The organism is Agarivorans aestuarii, from assembly GCF_019670125.1.
Lineage (GTDB): Bacteria > Pseudomonadota > Gammaproteobacteria > Enterobacterales > Celerinatantimonadaceae > Agarivorans > Agarivorans aestuarii.
The window spans coordinates 834775-857586 of record NZ_AP023033.1 but is presented as its reverse complement, the minus strand read 5'-3'; the positions used below and the strand labels follow the sequence as shown (position 1 = coordinate 857586).

Annotated in this window: 23 protein-coding genes; 3 read left to right on the top strand and 20 right to left on the bottom strand. The window is 43.8% G+C overall.

What is annotated here, in order from left to right; translation table 11 throughout:
• Nucleotides 1-68: 68 nt before the first annotated feature.
• The 4 genes from K5609_RS04030 to K5609_RS04015 all read right to left on the bottom strand — a co-directional run bounded on the left by K5609_RS04030 (nucleotide 69) and on the right by K5609_RS04015 (nucleotide 7568).
• Nucleotides 69-3341, bottom strand: a complete 3273-nt coding sequence (locus K5609_RS04030; RefSeq protein ID WP_221076058.1) for a type I restriction endonuclease subunit R — start codon at nucleotides 3339-3341, stop codon at nucleotides 69-71.
• Complete coding sequence (locus K5609_RS04025; RefSeq protein ID WP_221076057.1) at nucleotides 3341-4723, bottom strand: restriction endonuclease subunit S; 1383 nt, start codon at nucleotides 4721-4723, stop codon at nucleotides 3341-3343. The genes K5609_RS04030 and K5609_RS04025 overlap by 1 nt, the downstream gene beginning before the upstream one ends.
• The gene (locus tag K5609_RS04020; RefSeq protein WP_221076056.1) at nucleotides 4723-7098 is read right to left on the bottom strand and encodes a type I restriction-modification system subunit M; all 2376 of its coding nucleotides are present in this window, start codon (nucleotides 7096-7098) and stop codon (nucleotides 4723-4725) included. The genes K5609_RS04025 and K5609_RS04020 overlap by 1 nt, the downstream gene beginning before the upstream one ends.
• Nucleotides 7099-7181: 83 nt before the next feature.
• The gene (locus K5609_RS04015) at nucleotides 7182-7568 is read right to left on the bottom strand and encodes a hypothetical protein (RefSeq protein ID WP_221076055.1); all 387 of its coding nucleotides are present in this window, start codon (nucleotides 7566-7568) and stop codon (nucleotides 7182-7184) included.
• A gap of 203 nt (nucleotides 7569-7771) precedes the next feature.
• Here K5609_RS04015 and K5609_RS04010 point away from each other — a divergent pair, with 203 nt between their 5' ends.
• The gene (locus K5609_RS04010) at nucleotides 7772-8623 is read left to right on the top strand and encodes a hypothetical protein (protein ID WP_221076054.1); all 852 of its coding nucleotides are present in this window, start codon (nucleotides 7772-7774) and stop codon (nucleotides 8621-8623) included.
• A gap of 30 nt (nucleotides 8624-8653) precedes the next feature.
• Here the strand turns inward: K5609_RS04010 and K5609_RS04005 are convergent, their stop codons facing one another.
• The 4 genes from K5609_RS04005 to K5609_RS03990 all read right to left on the bottom strand — a co-directional run bounded on the left by K5609_RS04005 (nucleotide 8654) and on the right by K5609_RS03990 (nucleotide 10868).
• Nucleotides 8654-9037 carry a hypothetical protein gene (locus K5609_RS04005; protein WP_221076053.1) on the bottom strand — a complete coding sequence of 128 codons (384 nt, stop codon included), beginning with the start codon at nucleotides 9035-9037 and terminating at the stop codon, nucleotides 8654-8656.
• Nucleotides 9038-9194: 157 nt separating this feature from the next.
• On the bottom strand, nucleotides 9195-9488 hold the full coding sequence (locus K5609_RS04000) for a hypothetical protein (protein WP_221076052.1): 294 nt from the start codon (nucleotides 9486-9488) through the stop codon (nucleotides 9195-9197).
• Nucleotides 9485-9778, bottom strand: a complete 294-nt coding sequence (locus tag K5609_RS03995; protein ID WP_221076051.1) for a pyocin activator PrtN family protein — start codon at nucleotides 9776-9778, stop codon at nucleotides 9485-9487. The genes K5609_RS04000 and K5609_RS03995 overlap by 4 nt, the downstream gene beginning before the upstream one ends.
• Nucleotides 9779-10277: 499 nt before the next feature.
• Complete coding sequence (locus K5609_RS03990) at nucleotides 10278-10868, bottom strand: hypothetical protein (RefSeq protein ID WP_221076050.1); 591 nt, start codon at nucleotides 10866-10868, stop codon at nucleotides 10278-10280.
• A 194-nt stretch (nucleotides 10869-11062) separates the two neighbouring features.
• Here K5609_RS03990 and K5609_RS03985 point away from each other — a divergent pair, with 194 nt between their 5' ends.
• On the top strand, nucleotides 11063-11464 hold the full coding sequence (locus K5609_RS03985; RefSeq protein WP_221076049.1) for a glycosyltransferase family 2 protein: 402 nt from the start codon (nucleotides 11063-11065) through the stop codon (nucleotides 11462-11464).
• Between the two features lie 636 nt (nucleotides 11465-12100).
• Complete coding sequence (locus K5609_RS03980) at nucleotides 12101-12568, top strand: chemotaxis protein CheX (protein ID WP_221076048.1); 468 nt, start codon at nucleotides 12101-12103, stop codon at nucleotides 12566-12568.
• Between the two features lie 73 nt (nucleotides 12569-12641).
• On the opposite strand, the gene K5609_RS03975 is transcribed toward K5609_RS03980, so the two are convergent.
• From K5609_RS03975 to rlmB, 12 genes are all read right to left on the bottom strand, one after another.
• Complete coding sequence (locus K5609_RS03975) at nucleotides 12642-13247, bottom strand: peroxiredoxin C (RefSeq protein ID WP_221076047.1); 606 nt, start codon at nucleotides 13245-13247, stop codon at nucleotides 12642-12644.
• A 431-nt stretch (nucleotides 13248-13678) separates the two neighbouring features.
• Nucleotides 13679-14758, bottom strand: a complete 1080-nt coding sequence (gene alr / locus K5609_RS03970) for an alanine racemase (RefSeq protein WP_221076046.1) — start codon at nucleotides 14756-14758, stop codon at nucleotides 13679-13681.
• A gap of 6 nt (nucleotides 14759-14764) precedes the next feature.
• Complete coding sequence (dnaB, locus tag K5609_RS03965) at nucleotides 14765-16183, bottom strand: replicative DNA helicase (protein WP_163134793.1); 1419 nt, start codon at nucleotides 16181-16183, stop codon at nucleotides 14765-14767.
• 132 nt (nucleotides 16184-16315) lie between these two features.
• The gene (locus K5609_RS03960) at nucleotides 16316-16609 is read right to left on the bottom strand and encodes a c-type cytochrome (RefSeq protein WP_040306938.1); all 294 of its coding nucleotides are present in this window, start codon (nucleotides 16607-16609) and stop codon (nucleotides 16316-16318) included.
• Between the two features lie 137 nt (nucleotides 16610-16746).
• A complete protein-coding gene (locus tag K5609_RS03955; RefSeq protein WP_221076045.1) occupies nucleotides 16747-17364 on the bottom strand; it encodes an ATP-binding cassette domain-containing protein in 618 nt (205 codons plus the stop codon).
• On the bottom strand, nucleotides 17364-19052 hold the full coding sequence (locus K5609_RS03950; RefSeq protein WP_221076044.1) for an ABC transporter permease: 1689 nt from the start codon (nucleotides 19050-19052) through the stop codon (nucleotides 17364-17366). Before K5609_RS03950 ends, K5609_RS03955 begins: the two co-directional genes overlap by 1 nt.
• Nucleotides 19049-20230 (bottom strand): ABC transporter substrate-binding protein, encoded by a 1182-nt coding sequence (locus K5609_RS03945; protein WP_221076043.1) that lies wholly within the window; start codon nucleotides 20228-20230, stop codon nucleotides 19049-19051. The genes K5609_RS03950 and K5609_RS03945 overlap by 4 nt, the downstream gene beginning before the upstream one ends.
• 160 nt (nucleotides 20231-20390) lie before the next feature.
• Nucleotides 20391-20843 carry a 50S ribosomal protein L9 gene (rplI, locus tag K5609_RS03940; protein WP_221076042.1) on the bottom strand — a complete coding sequence of 151 codons (453 nt, stop codon included), beginning with the start codon at nucleotides 20841-20843 and terminating at the stop codon, nucleotides 20391-20393.
• A gap of 49 nt (nucleotides 20844-20892) precedes the next feature.
• Nucleotides 20893-21120, bottom strand: a complete 228-nt coding sequence (gene rpsR, locus K5609_RS03935) for a 30S ribosomal protein S18 (RefSeq protein WP_016400825.1) — start codon at nucleotides 21118-21120, stop codon at nucleotides 20893-20895.
• Between the two features lie 4 nt (nucleotides 21121-21124).
• The gene (gene priB, locus K5609_RS03930) at nucleotides 21125-21439 is read right to left on the bottom strand and encodes a primosomal replication protein N (protein ID WP_163134787.1); all 315 of its coding nucleotides are present in this window, start codon (nucleotides 21437-21439) and stop codon (nucleotides 21125-21127) included.
• Between the two features lie 5 nt (nucleotides 21440-21444).
• A complete protein-coding gene (gene rpsF, locus K5609_RS03925; protein ID WP_163134786.1) occupies nucleotides 21445-21879 on the bottom strand; it encodes a 30S ribosomal protein S6 in 435 nt (144 codons plus the stop codon).
• 197 nt (nucleotides 21880-22076) lie between these two features.
• Nucleotides 22077-22811, bottom strand: a complete 735-nt coding sequence (rlmB, locus tag K5609_RS03920) for a 23S rRNA (guanosine(2251)-2'-O)-methyltransferase RlmB (RefSeq protein WP_221076041.1) — start codon at nucleotides 22809-22811, stop codon at nucleotides 22077-22079.
• Nucleotide 22812 lies beyond the last annotated feature (1 nt).

The window sequence follows — 22812 nt, the reverse complement described above, 5'->3', positions numbered from 1 at the left end:
CGCCTGAAATGGCACATTTTAGGTGGGAAGTGATTCCCACTCCATGCACAATGCAAACTGCAAATACCCTATCCCTTATACCCACTCAACATATCAAAGATAACCCGCGCAAACTGCTGAGTTTTTGTAGGGTCAGACAGAAGCTGCATCATCTGTTCTTGATGCGCTTCATTACTTCCAAGAATCGCATCATCAATCGCTTGAGGGAAATCGCCCAGCATTGCCTGTTCACGCGTGTTATTGGCAATTTGACTCATTACCGCTTCGTTCTCTGTGAGCTTGTCTCTAACAGTAAAAGCATAATTGATCATGTCTTTGTCTGTCAGGTTGTCGGTAATGAACACTTCATTCAACTTATCAAGGATATGGGAAAGGAACTCTTCCTTCTTATCCTTGGCCTTAGCGGTACCGATATCGGTACTTGGCTCAAGTTGGTAGTCAGGAGCATCTTCTTTGAGCTGTATATCTTGCTGACGGATCTTAGATAGGCGGTAGTGGCTCATTACCACGTTATCTAAATCTAGCTCATCTTCCTCAATCACTTTGTCACGTAGTAATGGGCGCAAGTGACGAGCGTAAAGGCTAAGCTTCTCTAGCTCTTTATCATCGTAATCTACGAGCTGAGACATAAACTCATAGAAACGGGTAAAGCTGCCGAGATCCTTCTTGAAGATCTCAAGACGGTCTTTCTCTTGCTTACAGTCTTTGAAGCTATTCTCTGCATTGGCAATAAGAACCGCATCATCTGTCTTCTTAGTGCGCTCAAACATTTCTTTAGCTTTAATATAGGCCTCTACCGCTGAGGTATAACTTTTTTGCCAACGCTCTTTGGCTGGGTGACAGATGTTACTGATTGCGGCATTAGATTTGTTCATAGTGAAGAAGGCTTCGCAAAACTGCTCTACTTCAGACCATAAGAAAATGCCACTGGTGCGCAGCTTCTCATACAGATCAAATACCATATTAGGATCGGTGACATCCGCCAATTCTGCGGTTTGGTAATAGGGCTGGAAGGAGCCTAAAATCTCGTCTGGTTCATTGTAAAAGTCTAATACGAATGTGCCTGTTTCTGCCTTGCCTGGATAAGTACGGTTAAGGCGAGAAAGAGTTTGAACACACTCTACGCCACCTAGCTTCTTATCAACGTACATAGCGCATAACTTCGGTTGGTCAAAGCCCGTTTGGAACTTATTCGCCACAAGCATTACCTGATAGTCATCACTATCAAAGGCTTTACGCATATCCCGACCTTTTAAGTCTGGGTTCATGTTCTTTTCTGTGAACTTTTGATCGATAAAAGCAAAGCTATCAGGGTCATTAGCGTTGAATTCGACTTCACCAGAGAAAGCCACCATAGCGCGGATCGCATCATAACCTGTCTTCTTCTCGGCAAGCGCATCAGCCACGTACTTATCAAAAGCGAGTTTGTAACGCACCGCCTCTTTGCGAGAGCTGGTGACAACCATCGCCTTAGCCTGACCACCTAATAAACCCATGACGTTATCTTTGAAGTGCTCAACAACCACTTTGACCTTTTGTGAGATGTTGTGATCATGTAGGCGAACCCATTGATTCAATTTCACCTTGGCTTTTTTGCTGTCGACTTCTTTATCAGCGGCCTCTACCTTCTGCGCTAACTGATACATCACCTTATAGTTGGTGTAGTTCTTTAGCACATCCAGAATAAAGCCCTCTTCAATGGCTTGGCGCATTGAATACACATGATACGCTTCTTGTTTATTCTGTTTTGATGGGGGTAACTCAGGTCTAGGTAATCGTCCGAACAGTTCTAATGTTTTTGGTTTAGGGGTTGCTGTGAAAGCGTAGTAGTTAAGGTTGGCGCTACCTTTACGCGCAGCAATGGTCGCATCCAAAATATCTTCCGAGGACAACTCGACATCATCATCGGCTTCTTCGGTCATCAATACTTCTTTCAACTGACGAGCAGTAGAGCCACTTTGCGAAGAGTGCGCTTCATCGGCGATTACGGCATAGCTGCGTTCTTTCAAGCTGGTACTGTTTTCTATCGCACGTAACACAAACGGGAAGGTTTGAATGGTAACGATGATAATGGGTTGCGAGTTCTCTAACGCTGAAGCCAGCTTCTCTGACTTAGAACCATCACCCTCTTTGTTATTGATGCGCCCTACCACACCATCGGCATGTTCAAACTGGTAGATAGTATCTTGCAGTTGATCATCAAGAACGGTTCGATCGGTAACGACAATGACGGAATGGAATTGCTTGTTACCTTCAGCGTCATAAAGGGTAGAAAGCTGGTGTGCTGTCCATGCAATAGAATTCGACTTACCCGAACCCGCACTATGCTGCACAAGATACTTATTACCCGTGCCTTCTTCGGTGGCGGCGTCAATGAGCTTAGTCACGACATCCCACTGGTGATAACGCGGGAAAATAAGCGTTTCCTTTTTGTATTTTCGCCCTTCCCAATCTTCCTTATCTTCAATTTGAAGGTGTACAAAGCGACCAATGATATTCAGTAGGCTGTCAGGGACTAATACCTCATTCCACAGATAATCCGTAGCATAGCGGCTCTCATCTTCCGGTACATCGTTACCCGCACCGCCCTCTTTCGTCCCTTTATTGAAAGGAAGGAAGAAAGTGTCATCACCTGCCAATTTGGTTGCCATGTACACTTCATACTGACTCACAGCGAAATGTACCAAAGCACCACGTTTAAATGTTAATAGTGGCTCTGGTTTCTTAGTTGCTGGGTCTTTGGGTAGACGAGTGCGCTTGTACTGCTTAATTGCATTCTCTACCGCTTGTTTGAACTCTGATTTCAATTCAAGCGTTGATACTGGCAAGCCGTTGACGAACAGCACCAGATCAATACGCCACGCCTTAGCTTTTTTGCCTGTCGCTTCTAGATGCTCTTTAGTCGCATAAGGGCTATAAACAAGCTCAGGAACGATACGACAGATATTCTGCTCATAACGCGCTAAGGTTTCAGGGTTTAGGTTATGCTCAGGTTTAAACTGACACAGCGAGAAGCGCGCATTACGGATTTTTAAGCCATGACGTAGTACACCCAAAGTACCCAAACTACGTGAGGCTAGGTCTGTGGCATTCACATCAGCTTTTTTAAGCTGCACAACCAGCGCTTCAATGAAGTGGCGGTCAGATTCATTCGGGTAAATCTTGCAGAACTTCTCCCACTCTTTCGGTTGGGTTTCTTTTACGAAAGTCAGCACATCTTGTTCATATAGTGCTGACTCTCGGTTATAGCCTTCTGGCTTACCCTCTACCCAACCATTCGCCACCATCTGACGAATGATGTCATCTTGGAAAATACGCTCTTGCGTTGAGTCGGTACTCATTAGCCAGCCTCCTGCTGTTGAGTTTCTTGATTCACTGGAACTTGCCAGTTGCGCACGTCAATCTTTCCTGTAACAGCGGCTGAGATAAGAGCCGATCGGCGTTCTTGCATCAAAGCAATAGCGCTATCAGCTTTCTTTAATAGTACATCTAACTTTGGTAGCTCATTATTCAGGTAATGAACAATCGACTCTTGTTCCCCTTTGGGAGGAATAGTCACTTTGAACTTCCGTACAATATCGGCATTGAGATTCATTTGGCTAGTTTCATTACCTCCATCACGTATAGCGTGATACCCAGCAATAAAAAATGCTCTTAGGTACTCATTCCACAGAAAGTTATTAGTCGTAATAGCAGCACACGCCTGATTGTACGTTGCTGAGACACCAAGAAGAGCGACCCGGCCACGAGTTACACCTTGTCCATACATAGCCATTAATAACGTTCCCGGAGGAGACAGTTGAACTGATGTTTGCTTTACCGCCAAACTACTAATAGTTTCTTCGGTGCTGTAAATAGTCTCATATTTTACTTCCCCAGTTTTAATCCACGGAATATCGCCTAGCCAATAACTCGAATTGGCTCTGTCTGGAGTTGCTCCAGTATTTAGTAACGCGTAGTAACCAAGACTAGAAACCCCCCAATGCTCCGGCACTTCACCCAACCACTCAACACCAGAGTCTTTCATTGGTGCGTCAGGGTTTAGCCCTTTAGTCACCGCATGGCTGATCACTGCTTGACGCTTTTCTTTTAGTAGCTCGATAAGTTGCTGCTGCTTGTCGATCAAGGTGTCTATTTTGGCGGTTTCGTGATCGAGGAAACTGGCGATTTTAGCGCGCTCTTCTAAAGGAGGTAGCCAAATATTCACTCCACGCAGTATTGCTTGAGTGATGCTAAAGACTTTTACCCCCTTCACTGCATGACGGATCTGTGTTCTCAGCTCTTTCGAATCGAGTAAATACGCATAGAATCGACAACATTCTCTATCAAATGGGCGGGCAATAATTGTATGGTAGCCTGCAAAGACCAACTCATCGGAAACAAGTTGAGTGAAGTTACCTGAACCATCAATATCTTCTGATGTATCAGCAAAAACGATATCGCCATTTTTTAGCAACGCATAAGGTGATGACTGAATGTACTCTTCATCAACACACTTTAGTGGGTGTCTTAACGGATCAACCTCAAAACCATATTTTGAATGCACTTCGCCATAGCTGACGCATGGAACTCCAGTATCTTTAAGGTTTTCCTTAGTTATGGTTAGTCCTTTTCCGAAACTGAATGTGTAACGTAGCTTGCTTGTCATCCAATGTTCAGGAATGGCACCCAACCAGTCGATACAAGCATCTTTATAATCTGGATACGCCTGATACTTACCCATTATGAATGAACCTCTTGCAGTAGCTTCATAATGTCAGCACTCACAGCGTCCAAATCAGAATCAATCGCTTCTAGTTCACGTGGTGGCTGGTAAACATAGAAATGGCGGTTAAACGGGATCTCATAACCCACCACACCAATCTCACTGTCTTTATCATCTCGCTTATCAGCATTGATCCAAGCATCCGCCACGTGCGGGGCGACCTCTTTATTGAAGTAGGTTTCAATCAACTCCGAGGTACTTGCACTTGGGTCAAGGGGGACATTCTCGTTATCACGCAGGTCACCATCTTGCTGGAATTCCACGACCTTACCCACTAAGCCTTTAACATCACCGATGTAATCGAAAGCGCCATATAATGGTTGAAACTCTTCTTTTAGTACCTTCTTAACCACGCGTTCGGCATCTTGATTCTTCCACGTTACCGCATCAAGGAACTGCTTTTTCTCTTTGGCATCCAATTTAATACCAGTGTTTTTAAACGCGCCTTTCAATGTCAGTTCAAACTGATTGAAATCATCAGACTGTTGCGCTTTGCCACCAAGGGATTGACCAATTTCAGCTTGTAGCTGCTGAGCTTTCTCCAGTAATGACTTTTGAAATAGCCATACTTTGCTATCCAAGACATCTTTGATTTGCTTTTCTTTTAGCTCAGGAAAATCCGCTTTGATTAATGCTCGAACCTCAGTTTCAACATGTCCTAACAGACCATAAGCCTCTTCTTTCCACTCTGAGCCAAACTTCTCATAAATCGCAGGCATAACTACGTTAAATGGCTTAGGAGCAAAACGGAGAGTATTGATTCGCTCATCCGTTAATTGTGTAGATAAACGTAATGGACGCTCAATCGTCAGTCGGCGGTATCCAAACTCGTGGGTGCTGAAAATTTTGCTGGCGAAAGTTTTAGACGCTTCTGTTTTTGGTGTCGCTGCCTGACGACCACGGTTCGACTTTTGCTCTGCTGGTTTATCAAGCTCACGCGCATCAACCACTTCAAAGTCACCAAAGCTACGCGTAATGGTTTTAATGTCATCTTCACTCATTACGTTACGCTTAGAGCCTAGCGACTTACGCATCTTTCCACACAGGTTAGAGCCATCAATTAATTGAACTTTGCCTTTACGTTCTGAGGTTTTCTTATTACTTAGCACCCATACGTAAGTTGCTATACCTGTGTTATAGAACATGTCGGTTGGCAACGCGACGATGGCTTCAAGTAAGTCAGCTTCAAGGATGTAGCGACGAATTTCACTTTCGCCACTACCAGCACCACCAGTAAACAGTGGTGAACCATTAAGAATGATGCCGATACGCCCACCATCCGTAACACTGCCGTCGACGGCATGAGTGTCACGCATTTTGCTGATCAAGTGCATCAAGAAAAGTAAAGAGCCATCAGACACACGAGGTAATCCCGCACCAAAACGACCATCGAAACCTTTTAGGGTATGTTCGTCTTTGATTTCACCTTCAATTTTCTTCCAGTCAACGCCGAACGGGGGATTCGATAGCATGTAATCAAATTGGTCGGCTGGCAGTTGGTCATTGGATAAGGTGTTACCTAGTTTGATATTTTTAACTTCCTGCCCTTTGATCAGCATGTCGGCTTTACAGATAGCATAGGACTCAGGATTTAGCTCTTGACCAAAGGCAACCATTCGAGCGCTTGGGTTCATTTCATAAACATATTCCATGCCAGAAGATAAGAAACCACCAGTCCCCGCAGTTGGGTCATAAATAGTCCGAATGGCACCTTCTTTTGAATATCCTTCATCTCCCGTAAACACTAAAGAAGTAGTTAATTCGACGATATCACGCGGGGTAAAGTGTTCACCTGCCGTTTCATTTGAGCTTTCAGCAAAGCGGCGAATCAACTCTTCAAAAACTAAACCCATATCGTGGTTAGAAATGGCTTTTGGGGAAAGATCAATTTTCTTTTTATTGGTAAAGGTTTGTACTACTTTAAAGAGCAGGTTAGCGTCATCTAACAAACCAATAAACTCATTAAAATTGAAATGTTCAAAAATCTCTCGAGCATCCGCAGAAAAGCATTGAAGGTAGTTCTCTAGGTTGGCTTTGATGTCACTCTGTCCCATTTTGCCAAGGTTCATTGGTGAGGTATTGAAGAATGAAAGCCCGTTAGTTGCTCGAAGCAGCATTTTTTCTTGCGCTTCTTCAGGCAGGTTCATAGCTTTCACTTTCTCGGCCTGAATAACGACAGCATCTTTGCTTTCTTCCAGTACACACTCAAGGCGACGAAGAAGAGTGAAAGGCAAGATGACGCGCCCGTATTGAGATTGTTTGAAGTCACCGCGAAGCAGGTCGGCAACCGACCAGATGAAGGTAGCGGTTTGAGAGAAGTTTGTGTTAGTCATGAAAGAGAAAAACCTGAAGTTGCAATATGCATAATTCAGGGGATTATATCTGAGTAGTATCTAGCTGTCTGATATGTAGAACGTTATTTCATATCTAATTTTTGCTTTGGGCTAGACGCATCATCAACACTATGTGGGGAAGGATATTGGATAGCCGTTGCCATAACCCTTTTAGCAATATCTTTGACAATTGAGGCAGCTTTAGCATCAATTTCAGTTTTTACGTCCAAAGGAAATAGAGGGTAACTCACATCTGAAATAATTTGATCTAGCAAATTAAGTGACAACAAATTTAACTCTAGGATTTCTAACAACCACTCATAGCGAGATGAGTTATCTTCCTGATCTTGTTTGCTTATGAATCCAGAATTTTGGCAATGCTTCAACACTGCTAAGCGGATTTGTTCTGACTTCAATTTTGGTGTTGCAATACTACTAGCTAGGCTTTTCTCAAAAGATTGTTTTTCCATGGTTTTCTTTAAACATACAAATTGAATAGAAGTAGTACAACTTTTTCTAGAGGGGGGAGTTGAGAGGGGGTATCCCAATCTCACCAGTGGCCAAAAACTCAGCGAAGCATGAGGTTGGCCTATCTGGAATACCCGTATATACAACACCATTAAGGTAGGTTGTTGCATTCTTACTCGGTAAATTAATATGCTAAAAGAAAAGCATGATTAAGAATTGGACGATAACAACCGAGGCCGTAAAAAATGGCTCTGATGGCGTAGTGGCAAGGGAACGTTACCTATTAGCAAAGAAACATCCCAACCACCGCACCGCAGAAGCGATAACTTCACTATTTGGAAGTGAAAAAACCTCACAGCGGATTGCTCTGGTTGGGGAGCAATTCAGAGTCAAACAACACCTTAACCGCAAGGGCGGAAGACCTCTATCCAGCTACGCGATGGAGTACGTATTAACCTTACCAAAAGGTCATCGACCAACACCTGAAAATTGGAAAGCAATGATCAGTGATTGTTGCTTAGCAATCAGTAAGCTACTAGAACTCAAACCTGAAGAGTTGAAACTATTCAAGTCTCAGATTCGCGTTGTATTGCATCAACAACAGCAGTCTGGCGTTCGTGGCACAGGTGATCACGTTCATCTCATCATTGGAAAAGTTTTAAACGGTAAGGTGTTGAGAGTCCTCCAGCAGAAGAAGTGTACCGCTTTGCTAAAACAGGCATTTAACGCAGCAGTGCTTAAACATACAGGTTTAGACCACAAACAATATAAGCCTTATGAACTTAACCGAGGGAAGCGACTCGAAACATGGAAGTATCAACAACAGGAAGTAAGTGAATCACTTCACGTTGAAAAGCTCATAATTAAAATGCAGAAACAAGCTGAGAAATGGTTTGAAGCAATTGATAACAACAACCAACTACAAGTCAACCGCCAGCTAAATCGTTTGATTAAGACATTTGAAGAACTGTCGGAGTTAGCAGTTCCAGCAAATTATGAAGCGAAAGTAGATAAACTGAAATACAAGGTTTATCAGGCTAGAAAAAAGCCCCTATAAAAGGGGCTTATAGGTTCTAACTTTTACATATTAGTGCAAATTGTAAAAGTTAAAATCCACACCAAATAACGCCTCCATCCACTCAGAAATATCTTCCAAACACTCAAAAGCCCCAATATCACCTTCTTCATGAGCTTTGATTAATTCCACTCTCAGGCGAGAAATAAGATACTCTCCGGTCTCAACAGGCAACATACCACCGAACATGGCGCAATGTACAACCTCGTTCAAATGGCTAGCAAATGTCGATAAGTCACGCTCGTCCTCCGTACACAAATCTCCACTATTCACCATAGTTAATAAGTGCTCCGTAAATCCATGAATCATCTCAGCATGAAAGTCCACATATTTAAGGTGATGATCGCGTAGAGTCTGCATCTGCTCAAAACTTTGCCTTTTAATATCTGTTTTCATTAGTTTTTTACCTCTTAATTGAATTAACTGGTGAAGATACTATCAGATTAAAACAAAACCAAAAAGTGACGCGAACCACAAAACCAACTCAAAAATTAGAAATAATTTGACTTTTTAGAAAAGTGTGCATTTTTGGCAATCATGGTACTATAGTTAATTACCTCTTTAGTCGTAAAAAAGAGATAAATACTGGAGAAAATAGCTCCTCGATACCATGAAACTGAGAGAGTTCAATAAAACGCATAAAGCCTGAAGACTCAAACATTGTCATTTCATTCATTAACCCTCGTAAATTTACTGAGCTAACCCTATCGTCTCGTAACAAGTTCAAAACTAATTGCGCAAAATAAGGGCTATGAACTAAACCACGAACGAAGTCCTCCAACATGACTTTGTCATCATTTGGCACTAAGAGCATTGGGTTGAGAATGATCATATTACCAAGGTTCATACCATCGCCCTCTTCCATACCGTACGTGCTTCCGAACTACGCATTTCTATATACTCAGCAAGATCGTTTAGATTGATGAACCAAGGGGACTTTTGGCTCATTCCCAAGCGAAAACATGGAAAAGGAAGTTCATTCAGTCGGGCTTTACGTTGCGCCGTACTGAAAGATATATCCAAGAACTCTTCTGTTACCTCTTCTAAAGAGACACAAGGCTTCATTCCAAACATTCCAGCAAGCATTGATTTAGTGGATAGGAGATTATTGGTGCTGCGAGTATTACGTCCTGCCATCTTTACCTCTATAGTGACGTGAACGTATAAGCAAAATTGCCCATACCCAAAGTTATTACAAAGTATTTTGAGTAAATCCAAATTTATTTTGCAAAAAAGTCGATTTTTTTTTGAGGGGGCAATATTATGGGGTTTGAAGGTAGTGTGAAGGACGTAACAAGACAGTATTTAGTATTTACCCCCTATTTGCCCCCAAAATCGAAAAGAGAAATATAAAGCACTGTTATTTAATGTTTTTTATTAAAAATCAGTCCAATCGAGCATTGGAGCAACAGAAAAACGATGAGCTTGGAAAGGTGAAACTTGGGTCATGGGTTCAACATAATAATAAAAAGCTGCAAGATCAAAGCACTAAACTTTAAAGCTAAGCTTATTTAAGCTAGCCGTTATTAAATGCTTACAAATAGTCGAGTTAAATTAACTCAGCCAGCAATTATACTACGGCTGAACGGGTATTGACCAATAATGTCGGGGAATACTTGCTCTAATTAGGCTTTGCTTATTCAAGTACAAATTGAAATTCGCCAGTTTTAACCCACTCGGCTAACCAGCTGGCACTGCCAATAACTTTACCTTCATAACGCTGCTTTCCATTAACAGAGTAAACGCCGTGCTTAGGTGCAACACTAAAAGCCAACTGCCAATTCGAATAGCCATTAATTGAGCTGTCTTTCAATGGTTCTGGGAGCCTTGCAAACTCACCAACAAACTCATGCACTTCTGCTCCACTTTTATCTATAAAAGAGCCACTTAAGTCAGGCTTAATAGTGAGTGAAATAGACCAATTGCTTGCCGCCAACTGCTCAGCGTTTGGGTAAACCAAAACCCTACCATGCGCTTGTTTTCTCAACTCAAGCTCGCCATCAAATACTGTTATCCAGCCATTATGGTAAACGGTTTTATCATGCACCACTGAGCCCATATTCCATTCGTCGCCTTCCCGAAATGGTTCGGTATAGCGAATAGTGCGCAAATAATCAGGTCCTTCAAAGTTGAGCGCAAACATTTCATCATGGTTTATCTCTGCTGCAGCATAAACAGCGCCTTCAAAAAGAGCGAAAAGCAAAGCTGCAGCGATTAATTTCTTCATTTCACTTCCTTGTATGTAACCATCCAACAAGTAAGGCCTGTTGGGCATGCAATTTCAAACTCCACGCCAGCATCACCGATAAACTTATCTTAAGTCACTTGCTCAACTTTCCTTAGCTGGTAGTCCGGAATCTGTAAACTAGCAACAACTGAATACAACCTGACTTTTGAGATAAAACTTTCAAGGAAGAAAGAATGGAAGCCAAAACCTCGGTGGTGATCCCATATTTTAATAATCAGCAGTTTATTTCCAAAGCAGTAAACGCTGTAATCGAACAAACTCAGCCAGCGCTAGAATCAATCATTGTGAGTGATGGTTTTAACAAGAAAGCGCGAGAATACCTAGAGCAATTTAGTTCGGTGGCTACTATTGTTGACCATCCCAGTAATTTGGGAATAGCCGAAGCACGAAATAACGGTGTTAAAGCTGCAAAAGGTGAATTCATCGCATTTCTAGATGCTGATGATTATTGGGATAAACACAAACTAGCACTTCAACAAGAGATAATGGACAGCGAACCCGAACTCTCTGACTGTCACTGCGCTACCAATATCTTTTCTCAAGAAGGTGAAGCTAGTGAAACCTGCAACGCTTAGCCACTTTATCTTAGTATGAGTGATAGCCTAATAGATTCAAATATTGTTCCTTCAAGCTGGTTAGTAAAACGAAAGGATTTCATTGAGGCTAAAGGTTTTGATTCACAGGTTATTGCAGAAGACTATAATTTGTTCCTCACTCGACTTGCCAGAGGTCATCGCTGTAAGTTTATTACGAAACCATTAGAGTGGTTTCGCAGAGCAAATCAAGGTAACGAGTCTGGCCGCTGGCAGTACATTTTTTACAGGCGCTTAAAGGTGTTCAAAAAGCACTGGAGAGATTTATATAAAGGAGGTGGAACTTGGGCCCTGTGTAATAACCTACAGCGAACCTTTGAATTAGCCGCTTGGAGAACCAACGGCACCCGTTATTACTTTTTTAGGCTTTTCACGACGATAATCCATAGCAACTATAAATGAGCAGAAAGCTGAATGGATAAAAATGAGAATATCAACTGACTCTCAACGATTCAGTGAAACACTTCTTAAAAATATGACTAATAGTTGCAGCTCATCGGATCTCGTGCGATTCTTATAATAATTCTCAATAGTTTTTGTGACTTTGGTCATCAGTCTACTTAAGCACTTGATTTAAATTTGACCCAAATCACCCACAGTAGGAAGTTATCGGTCACTATGGACGTAAATTTTGTTAACCCTTTTCTAAAGTCTCTTTTAAACGTGCTCGAAACCATGGCTCAACTAGAGCTTAAGCCAGGTAAACCAGGGCTTAAAAAAGATGAAATTGCACGCGGCGATGTTTCTGGACTGATTGGTATGGTTGGCCCACAAACTAAAGGTTCTCTATCAATTAGTTTTGATAAGGGCTTGGCTATTGAAATTATGCGCCGCATGTTAGGTGAAGCGCCAGAATCAATTAATGAAGAAGTCACCGACATGGTGGGTGAAATTACCAACATGGTAACGGGTGGCGCTAAGCGCTTGCTAGCCGAAGATGGCTACGATTTTGATATGGCTACTCCCGTGGTAGTGTCAGGTCCGTCTCATACTATCACCCACAAAACCGAAGGGCCTAAGGTGTTAATTCCTTTCACCTCAATCCATGGTCACGCCACCATCGAGATTTGCTTCGAAAATACTTAGCCTATACGACAGATACAAAAAAGCCCGCTGTTGCGGGCTTTTTCATTTTATACTCTAACCAAGCAGCGGCTTATTATAGGCCTTCAGCGTTAGCAGATAAGTACTTAGCAACACCTTCTGGGCTTGCGTCCATACCTTCTTTACCTTCTTCCCATTGAGCAGGACATACTTCGCCGTGCTTCTCGTGGAAGTTTAATGCGTCAACCATACGTAGCATTTCATCAATGTTACGGCCTAATGGTAGGTCGTTCACTACTTGGTGACGAACAACACCGTTAGTGTCGATTAGGAAAGAACCACGGAAAGCTACGCCAGCTTCTGGATGCTCTACATCATAAGCTTTACAGATTTCGTGTTTAACATCTGCTACTAGTGGGTATTTAACTTGACCGATACCGCCATCTTCAATAGCAGTGTTACGCCATGCGTTGTGAGAGAACTGAGAATCGATAGATACACCGATTACTTCAACGCCTTTATCTTGAAAATCTTGAAAACGGTGATCAAAAGCGATCAACTCAGAAGGACAAACAAAAGTAAAATCTAGTGGGTAGAAGAATACTACCGCAGCTTTACCTTTGATGTGCTCACTTAACGTAAAGGCATCAACAATTTCACCGTTACCTAGAACAGCAGCGGCAGTAAAGTCTGGAGCAGGACGACCAACTAATACACTCATTTCGTATTCCTTGTTAAATAGGTTATCAATTTCGTTATAAATAATGCGCTAAAATTGTCGAATTGACGAATTGATCTAATCAATTAATTCAATAGGTCAAACCTATCAAAATACAGATTAATAATTCAGCACCCAATTAATAGCCTAATTTGATGAACTTGTAAATACTAGGGTCTGTTAATCTTTGGTGTTGAAATTTTGTTCGAGATAAGCGGGCTTTAATCGCGGCGAGCACTTAGAAGCCTAGTGGGCTAAGCAAGAAGTGCTTAACAAAGAGTACAGTTCGCTTATCCGAACCCTTCGGGCAGCATTTCTTAGCCATTTATTCAGCGTTAGCGAGTGATTATTAAGCCCACTTAACCGCACACTCACTGCCTTGCCTAAATGGCTAATTAATTGCTGCAAAAACCATCAGCAAAGATCTACAGACCCTAGTTTGTGTAAGTTATGCGAACTCTTGATGTCAACTTAGTGACTAACTCATAAGCAATAGTGCCTACCGCCTTGGCGATGGTTTCAACTGGCAGCTCTGGCCCCCAAAGTATCACCTTGTCGCCTACCTTATCCTTACAATCAGGGCCAAGGTCAACACACAGCATGTCCATAGATACCCTGCCAACGACAGGTACCAATCGACCATTTAACCAAACTGGTGTTCCATTAGGCGCACTGCGGGGATAGCCGTCTCCATAGCCCATAGCCACCACACCTAAACGAGTATCTTGTTTGGACTGCCAAGTAGCGCCATAGCCTACTGACTCACCTTTTGGATGCTCGCGCACTGCAATAAGGTTTGTTTGCAAGGTCATAGCGGGAATCAAACCAAAGTCTGCACCACTATTATCTACTTGAGGAGAAATACCATACATGGAAATCCCAGGACGGTTCCATTGGGAATGAGCCTCTGGCCAAAGAAGAATACCGGCCGAATTAGCTAACGAGCATTCAACATCAAGCTCTTTGCTTAAGTCATTAAACGCAATGATTTGCTGAGAAGTTAAGGGATGCTCTACTTCATCGGCGCAGGCAAAGTGACTAATTAATTTGAAAGGTGTTTGAATATTCTGGCAAGCTCGAATGCGCGGCAACAAAGACTTAAACTGCTTTGGCAGTAGGCCTAAGCGGTGCATGCCAGTATCAAGTTTTACCCAGGTCTCTAGGGCTTGTGCTAAGGACAAGCCTTCTACCACTTCCAACTGCTGCTCGCTATGAATCACAGTAGCAACATTATGCTTGGCTAAGGCTTGCGCTTCTGCCCCATCAAAAAAACCTTCAAGCACCAGAATATGTGAATCTATCCCGGCCTTTCGCAGCGCAATAGCTTCTTTACTGCGAGCTACCGCAAAACCATCGGCGAGTTCCGACAGGGCCTCTGCCACTTGCAACATTCCGTGGCCATAAGCATTGGCTTTAATTACTACCAAAATCTTACTGCTTGGCGCCCGCTGCTTTAATACTGCGTAGTTGTGTTTTAAGGCCGATAAGGAAACATGCGCGTTGGCGATTTCCATTAGATTTTATTCATCATCGTAGAATTCACCCGCCCAGTTATCAAAACGAGAAAACTGACCTTGGAAGGTAAGTGGAACACGACCAATAGGACCGTTACGTTGCTTACCAATAATGATTTCGGCAAGGCCTTTGTTATCGGTGCCTTCGTTATATACCTCATCACGGTAGATAAACATAATTAAGTCGGCATCCTGCTCAATAGAGCCCGATTCACGCAAATCGGAGTTTACTGGGCGTTTATCGGCGCGCTGCTCCAAACTACGGTTAAGCTGAGAAAGCGCCACAACCGGTACGTTAAGCTCTTTCGCTAGTGATTTAAGTGAGCGAGAAATTTCGGCAATTTCTAAAGTACGGTTTTCACTTAAACCTGGCACTTGCATTAACTGCAAGTAATCAATCATGATCATGCTAAGCCCACCTTCTTCCCGCGCTACACGGCGGGCGCGAGAGCGAACTTCGGTGGGAGTTAAGCCAGAAGAATCATCCACGTACATCTTAGATTTTTCGGCCATGAGCCCCATGGTGGAAGATAAGCGAGCCCAATCATCATCATCTAAGGCTCCGGTTCTGATCTTAGTTTGATCAATTCGACCAAGAGAGGCCAACATACGCATCATGATTTGCTCAGAGGGCATCTCCAAACTGAAAATCAGAGCTGGTTTATCTTGGGTCATTGCAGCGTATTCACATAAGTTCATCGCAAAGGTGGTTTTACCCATCGATGGACGCGCAGCAACAATAATAAGATCTGAACCTTGTAAACCTGCGGTTTTCTTGTCTAAGTCGGCGAAACCGGTAGATACACCGGTTACCCCGTCATTAGGCGCTTTGTACAACTCTTCAATTTTATCAATGGTTGCAGCCAGCAAACCTTTTACTTCTTTGGGGCCTTCGTTGGCGTTAGCGCGAGACTCGGCAATTTTAAATACTTTACTCTCGGCAAAGTCCAGCAAGTCACTACTTTTTCGCCCTGCGGGTTCATAACAGCTGTCGGCTATTTCATTAGCCACTGCAATCAACTCACGAGTTACTGCACGTTCACGTACAATTTCGGCATAGGCACGAATATTGGCAGCACTTGGGGTATTTTTAGCAATCTCACCGAGGTAAGCGAAACCACCAATATCGTCTAACTGTTCTTGGCGCTCTAGCTCTTCCGATACAGTCACCAAGTCGATAGGCTGACCGCTTTCCGCCAAACGGTGCATGGCGGAAAATGTATATTGATGGGCACGTTGATAGAAATCTTGTTCAACCACTAGCTCAGACACATTGTCCCAAGCATTGTTATCGAGCATTAGACCGCCCAATACAGCCTGCTCAGCCTCCAAAGAGTGTGGAGGTACTTTAAGCTGATCGATCTGAGAATCTCTAGGCTTTTTGTCTTTATCTTTAAACTTACGAGAGGGCGCGCTGGCTGCCATAATCTTTCATTGCGGTTGTTTGTTACTGGCGCCTATTATGCGGGAATTATGCAGCCACACCAAGTAACATTTCTCTCAGATTTAGAAACTAAAAAGCCAGCTCTAGGCTGGCTTATTGCAAAAAACGGCTGCTTACATTTTAGCGTAGTAGGCAGCTAATTCGGCAATTTCGGCATCGGTTAAGTTAGCCGCTTGGCCCTGCATTACAACAGCTTGTCCACCATTACGCTGCTTATCACGGTACGCTTTAAGCGAAGACACTAGGTATTGCTCATTTTGGCCGGCTAAATGCGGATAGCCCGGAATCATAGCCTTTCCTTCAGCTCCGTGGCACGCAGCACATAATGGCGCTTTAGCTGGAGCCGCGCTTGCGGTTGATGCGACAAATGGTAGTGACAATGCCAACGCAATAATCAATTTGTTCATCTTCATCCTCTTTATTGTTATTGGGGATCTCTATGTGAGTCCTGACGCTTTCGCTCCACACAATAAAGCCTCAGGAAAATTAAGCTTATCAAATAAAACTCAACAGCAACAGCTTAATACTTAGGCTGAAACCGCCATCAAAAAATCGAAATAGGCGGAGCTTGTAAACGGTCCTCAGCATCATGGGTAACTAACAGAGCCGGAATTGACAGCTCTTCAATTTTATCTCGAACAAACTCGCGAAACTGTTTGCGCAAGGGCTTATCTAGCTTGCTAAAAGGCTCATCAAGCAATAATAATTTCGGCTCTGCCAATAAACTACGTAATACACTTACCCTCGCCCGCTGACCACCCGACAAGCTAGCAATATCACGCTGCTGATAGCCTGGCATACCAGCATCAGCTAAAGCTTGCTCTATAAGTTGAGTTGCTTGGCCTTGTTTGGCATGCGCTAAGCCGTATTGCAGGTTTTGAGCAACATTAAAATGCGGGAACAGCAAATCATCTTGAAACAGCATTCCAACTTGGCGTTGCGCTTGCGGCATGTTCAGCAAAGATTTCCCGGCCAGACTCACTTCTCCCGAGCAAGTAAAGCCTTCGTCTAAAGTGCCGGCAATAGCCGCTAGAAAACTAGATTTACCACATCCACTCGGCCCCATAATAGTCACGATCTCACCACCGGCCACCGACATATTAAGCTTGCTTAAAAAGTGCTGCTGAGCAAATGCCAAACCAAAATCTTTAATCTCTAACATTAACTATGCATCCCTCGAAAATGCCGGTAGCGCCATTTAGGCCAAGCAATAGCAGCACTGTACACCAGTAGTGGCAGTAAAGTTTGCCATATCACCATCACTGCAGTGACTCGCCTATCACCACCAGAAGCCAGCGCAACTGCTTCGGTGGTTAGAGTACTCACTCGCCCTGCTCCCACAAACAAAGTAGGCAAGTATTGAGCAATACTCACAGCAAAACCAATAGCAAAAGCCAAGCCTAAAGGACGAGTAAGCATGGGTAATTTTACCGCCATAAAACTGCGCCAATAACTATGCGACAAGCTAACCGCTGCCTGCATATAACGCTTATCAAAGGCCCGATAACTGCCAACCAAAGATAAATACACATAGGGTAGAACAAAAATAATGTGTGCCCAGATAACAGTAATGAGGTTGCCATCTAGGCGATACTTAAACAGCTGAACTTGCACACCAAATAAAAACACCACTTGAGGCAACAACAAAGGCAAGTACATCACAATTGACCACCAGCGCGACGTATTGGCTTGTTTTAATTGGTACTCCAAGCAGCCAACAACCAGTATTAAACTAATGGCGGCCGAAGAAAACGCAATGCCTAAACTATTAAATAATGGAGATAACAAGTAACTCCCTGCTTGCTGCCAATAGTGCAAGCTCCACTGTGCAGGCAATACATCAGGAAATCTCCATCGCCAAGTTATTGACCAAACAAGGATCACCAATAAGCTCAATACTAAGCTAAGCACCAGTGTCACTAACAAACCACGGGCGAGTTTGCCGCTACTCGCTGATTTGCGAACACCTTGCATGGCTTTATTTAGTTGCCTAGTGAGATAGAGCTTTTCTAAGCCGATACACAAGGCCACACTCAACAGCACAACAGCTAGCAATAGCAAGGAGCCAGCAGCCCCCACCAAGCGCATGTCTATATTGCTATCGCTAAACCACTGCCATACCAATAGCGCAAATGTCACCGGCTTACTGGGGCCGATAATTTGCGCCACATCCACAACAGTAAGTGAGAACGCAAGCACTGTAAAAAACGGCAAGCGAATACGCTTAATTAGCTGCGGGAACAAAATATCTCGCCATACTTGCTGGCTCGAATAAGCAAAGCTCTGGCCAAGAGCCAAACTGCGTTTGACTGGTAATTGAGAACAAGCAGACATTAATACCAATAACATGAATGGTAACTCTTTCACCCACAAAGCGAGTATTAAGCTTAAACCCCAAGCATCTTGAGTGGTTTGCCATAAAGGTGGGTAGCTAAAATCGGTCAACCAAGGGGAGACCAAACGCATCAGCCAGCCACTTGGCGCTAATAAAAATAATAAAGCAATGGCCATTGCAGCATGTGGGATGGCCAAAAATGGGGCCAAAGTTTTTTCTAGGAACTGCCACCAACGGCTTTGATAACAGTGCATGATTAGCCAAAGTGCCGATATCAATGACAATAAAGCGGCAGTCCAACCAGTAAACAGCGTAAGCAATACCGATTGCCATAATGAAGAGTAACTAAATAGCTGTTGCCAAACGCTTAAGCTAAATTGGTGTTTTGACGCAATTGGAAAGTAGCCAAAAGCAGGCAGTACGGTATCAATAAAACCAAACAGCAAAGGCAGCATCAGTAGTGCACAGGTCACTACTGGAAATAACACTACTGCCTTTTTGGAAAGCTCACTCATCGACTATAGCGACGCAACCATTCTGCTTCCAATAGTGCTACCCAAGTAGCATGAGGTTCGCCCAACACTTTGGCGCGATCTTCAGCACTTAAGCTAGCTTGGTTTTGCTGTCCAGCAAAAAACTGTTGTTGTTCAGCGCTAAGTTTATCCAAAGCCAATACCGTAGGGTCACCCCAATAGGTTAAGTCGGCTTTACGTGCTTGAGCTTCTGGCGATAACAAAAAGTTAGCCACTACCATGGCTCCGGCGCTGGCATCGCTGTTAAAGGGAATCGCTATAAAGTGGGTATTACCAACAGTACCTAGCTGATGCACATAACTACGTACCGAGTCAGGCAACAAACCCTGTTCAATTGCGGCAGCTGGGTCGTTAGGGTTGAAGCTAAAAGCGATGCTTAATTCGCCGTCATTCAACAGTTGCTGCATTTGGCCACTGCCGCTAGGAAAGCTTTGGCCACGGCGCCACATTAAAGGGTGTAACTGGTCTAAATAAGCCCATAGCTTACTGGTCACCTTATCGAAGGTTTGCTTATTCACCGGCTGGTAAAGTTGCTCGGTATCATCAATAGTTTCAATCAAGGCTTGTTTTACGAAGGTGGTTCCGTAAAAGCTAGGCGGCGCAGGGTAACTAAATAAACCAGGGCTTTGTTGCAAGTACTCAAGCAAGGCTTGCATCGTCGCTGGCGCCTGTTTGATACGCTCACCATCATAGTAGAAAGTAAGTTGAGCGCCGCCCCAAGGCGATTCATAACCTTCTACAGGAATGGTAAAGTCATACAGTAAGGCTGGGTTATTGGCATCGGTAAGTGCTAAATTAGGCAAGTGCTGGCTAAATGGCCCGTATAGCAATTTGGCCTCTTTTAAGGCGCGGAAATTCTCGCCGTTAACCCATACCAGATCAACACTGCCGCCATTGGTTCGTCCGCTTACTTTTTCTGCCAGAATACGGCTAACCACATTGGCGGTATCGGTAATTTTTACATGCTCAAGTTCAACGCCATAGCGCTGCTTAACCTGCTCACCGGCCCAACGAATATAGGCATTAATATTATCGGCGCCAGCCCAGGCATTAAAATAGACGGTTTGCCCCTTGGCCTGCTTTTCGATATCTGACCAATTATCGTTGGCGTGGGAAAAAACACTGATGAAGGCGGTCGCTAAAACCAAAAATAAACGCACACTGACTCTCCTTGTTCAAGTTGCATAATCTGCGACAACTAACTACTTATAGTCAAAACCGGATTTGTCTCAACTATCTTTCAAAATCCTTTAAAATCATAGTCAATATACAAAAAAACCGCGCCTAGGCGCGGTTTTTTTTCAAGCTATTAAACTGAAATTATTCAGCAGCAACAACTTGTAGAGTAACAGTAGCACTTACGTCAGTGTGAACTTGAATTACAACTTCAACTTCACCAGTGTTACGTAGTACACCGTTAGGTAGGCGAACTTCAGATTTAACTACTTCAACACCAGCAGCAGTTACAACATCAGCGATGTCGCGAGTACCGATAGAACCGAATAGTTTACCTTCTTCACCAGCTTTAGCTTCAACAACAATCGCTTCTAGAGCGTTTAGTTTCTCAGCGCGAGCTTCAGATGCTTTCAAAGTCTCAGCTAGTTTAGCTTCTAATTCTGAACGACGAGTTTCAAAAACTTCTACGTTAGCTTTAGTTGCTGGAACAGCTTTACCTTGTGGGATCAAGAAGTTACGTGCGTAACCTGCTTTAACATTAACTTGATCGCCCAAACCGCCTAAGTTAGCGATTTTGTCTAATAGAATAATTTCCATTACCTTTCCTCGATTAATTCGATTGAGTTAGGCTAGTTGCAACGCCGATTTACTTATGTAAATCAGTGTATGGCAATAGAGCCAGGTAACGAGCACGTTTAATAGCACGTGCAAGTTGACGTTGGTATTTAGCGCTTGTACCAGTAATACGACTAGGTACAATTTTACCACTTTCAGTGATGTAGTTTTTCAATGTTGCTGTATCTTTATAATCGATCTCAACAACACCTTCCGCTGAAAAGCGGCAGAATTTACGACGACGGAAAAAACGTGCCATAACATTATCCTCGTGATAACAAATCAATTTCAGAAGCATGAAGCACCAATCGGTATGTACCGTTGGCCGCTTTGTGGCTATTTATAAAACCACTTACTCTTACTTCACACCCCATACTTATATGCGATGAATCTTGCTTCAAAATATCGCCACTGGCAACTACTGCTATTTGGCAATAGGCTTGGCGAGAAAACCCAGCTTCTTGTTGCTGCGAACGATGCTCCAGCCAAAATTGGCAATGTGCAACACCGGCCGGACTGGTAGAGCGTTTTGGTGCGCGTAAAACTCGCCCCTGCAAAACCAACCTATTTTCAGACATACGTCTTATTCTTCGCTAGCTGACTCTTCTTTAGCTTCTACTGCTGGTGCTTCTTCAGTTGCTGGTGCAGCTTCTTCACGACGAGCTGGACGCTCATCATCACGACGAGCTGGACGCTCATCTTTAGCTTTAGCAATTGGAGACATCTCTGTAGCAGCAGACTTAGTGCGCATGATCATGTTACGGATAACAGCATCGTTGAAACGGAAAGCAGTTTCCAATTCATCAACAACTTCTGCGCTAGCTTCGATGTTCAAAAGAACATAGTGGGCTTTGTGCAATTTTTCGATTGGGTAAGCCAATTGACGGCGGCCCCAGTCTTCCAAACGATGAATGCTACCGCCGTTATCTGTGATAACTGCTGAGTAACGTTCGATCATACCTGGAACTTGTTCGCTCTGGTCTGGGTGGACCATGAATACGATTTCGTAATGACGCATGATTGCTCCCTACGGGTTATAGCCTCGTTCATGGTACAGCCGAACCGAAGAGGCAAGGAACTAAAAGTAAAATGGCTGTTTTAGGGGCGCTGATTTTAGGCGAAGGCGAGAATTTAATCAAGCTAAATTAAAGCCTCTGAATGATATTCCACTCAGAGGCTAATAACGCAGTTTTTTTTGCTGGGCAAAATTGCGGGTTAACGACGCTGGCGAACCGCTTCAAACAAACATATTCCAGCAGCGACTGACACGTTTAAACTCGACACGGCACCTAGCATTGGCAGCTTCACTAACTCGTCACAGGTTTCGCGAGTTAAGCGGCGCATACCGCTGCCCTCGGCACCCATTACCAGCGCCATTGGGCCTTGTAATTTGCTGTCATAAATAAATTGTTCGGCTTCGCCGGCAGTACCTACCACCCAAACGCCAAGTTGTTGCAGCTCGCGCAAGGTTCTAGCAAGGTTAGTCACCACTACCAGCGGTACGGTTTCGGCCGCACCACAGGCAACTTTGCGCACCGTGGCGTTTAATTGCACCGATTTATCTTTGGGAACAATCACCCCAGCTACACCTGCGGCATCGGCATTTCGTAAACACGCGCCTAAGTTATGTGGGTCGGTGACTCCGTCAAGTACCAAAAATAAAGGTGCAGAGGTGGATTCAACCAATTGCTTTAAGTCATGCTCGTTATACCCACGCCCCGCTTTCACACGCGCCACAATACCTTGGTGCTGAGTGCTCTCGGCTTTATCGTCTAAGGCCTTGCGCGGCATAAACTGCACTGACGCGCCTAAACGGCGAAGTTCATTAAGCAGGGGCAACAAACGCTCATCTTGACGCCCTTTCAAAGCGTAAACTTCAATAAATCGCTCAGGGCTTCGCTCTAACAAAGCTTGCACCGCGTGCAAACCATAAATAACTTGTTGGCTCATG